Origin of the sequence: Leisingera sp. ANG-M1 (assembly GCF_000813745.1) — a bacterium.
Classification (GTDB): Bacteria; Pseudomonadota; Alphaproteobacteria; order Rhodobacterales; family Rhodobacteraceae; genus Leisingera.
Map to the genome: position 1 here is coordinate 2,407 of NZ_JWLC01000044.1, position 1,328 is coordinate 3,734.

The following is a 1,328-nucleotide window of genomic DNA, read 5'->3' on the forward strand; positions in this document are numbered from 1 at the left end:
TTCGTCAGGCGCGGGGCAGCTCATCAGGCAGCTCTCCGCTTGCCGAGCACTGTTTCGCAGATCAGGATACGGCCATTTTCGATCTGCACCGGATAAGTTTCGATCCGGCCTTCGTCAGCACCCTGTGCTTCACCTGTGTTCAGGTCGAATACCCAGTTGTGCAGGGGGCAGGTGACGCTTTGCCCATGCACAATCCCTTCTGACAATGGTCCGCCCTGGTGCGGGCAGCGATCAGAGGCCGCAAATACTTCGCCTTCGGCGGTACGGAACAAGCCGATGCAGCCCATGGGAGTCTTGACCACCCGTGCGCCTCGCAGGGGAATATCGTCGATATGGCCGATGTCGATCCAGTTCATTCCGCAGCCTCCAAGGTAAGGTTGGCAAGGGGGGCGTATTGTGCCCGGGTGTTTCTATTCTGCGCGTGTTCGGCCCAGGGGTCCTTTCGGTAGACGGACTGCGATACCGCAAAGCGCTTTGCCAGTGCCTTGCGGTTCTCCAGGTCGTCCACAATCTGCTCCTTGACCCAGTCGAGTCCGACCTTGGCCAGCCACTTGTAAATCCGATCGAGATACTTCGCATTCTCGCGGTAGATCTGGGTCATCGCCGAGATCACCTCGATCGCCTCGTCTTCGGACGCGACCTTGCACAGAACCTCGGTGCCTTTGATTTCCATGCCGGCCGCGCCGCCCACGTGTATCTCGTAGCCGCTGTCGACACAGACCACGCCGATGTCCTTGCAGGTCGCTTCGGCGCAGTTGCGCGGGCAGCCGGAGACTGCCAGCTTCAGCTTGTGAGGGGTCCAGGACCCCCACAGGTGTTTCTCCAGCTTGATGCCTAGCCCGGTGCTGTCCTGGGTGCCAAAGCGGCAATGGTCGGTACCGACACAGGTTTTCACCGTGCGCAGGCCCTTGGAATAGGCGTGGCCCGAGACCAACCCGGCCTGGTTCAGATCGGACCAGATGGCGGGCAGGTCCTCCCCCTTCACCCCCAAGAGGTCGATCCGCTGGCCGCCGGTCACCTTGACGGTGGGCACATCGTATTTGTCGGCGGCATCGGCAATGGCCCGCAGCTCATCCGGGGTGGTGATGCCGCCCCACATGCGCGGCACCACGGAGAAAGTGCCATCCTTCTGGATGTTGGCGTGCTTGCGCTCATTGACAAAGCGGCTTTGCGGATCGTCCCGGTATTCCAGCGGCCAGTCGGCCAGCAGGTAGTAGTTCACCGACGGGCGGCAGATGTGGCATCCGTTTGGTGTGGTCCATCCCAGTTCCTGCCAGACTGCGGCCTGGCTCTTCAGCTCCTTTGATTTGATCAGGCGGCGGACGTCC

At 61.4% G+C, this 1,328-nt stretch carries 1 protein-coding gene and 1 pseudogene; both read right to left on the reverse strand.

The genetic code is table 11. From position 1 onward, the window contains the following. Positions 1-23: 23 nt before the first annotated feature. A complete protein-coding gene (nirD, locus tag RA19_RS25095; protein ID WP_039168528.1) occupies positions 24-356 on the reverse strand; it encodes a nitrite reductase small subunit NirD in 333 nt (110 codons plus the stop codon). Then, positions 353-1,328, reverse strand: a pseudogene (locus RA19_RS25100) ((2Fe-2S)-binding protein); the annotation flags it as partial. The pseudogene RA19_RS25100 and the gene nirD, both read right to left, overlap by 4 nt.

Coding starts and splice junctions, on each gene's coding strand:
- nirD (WP_039168528.1), bottom strand. CDS start 356: ATGAACTGGATCGACATCGGCCATATCGACGATATTCCCCTGCGAGGC.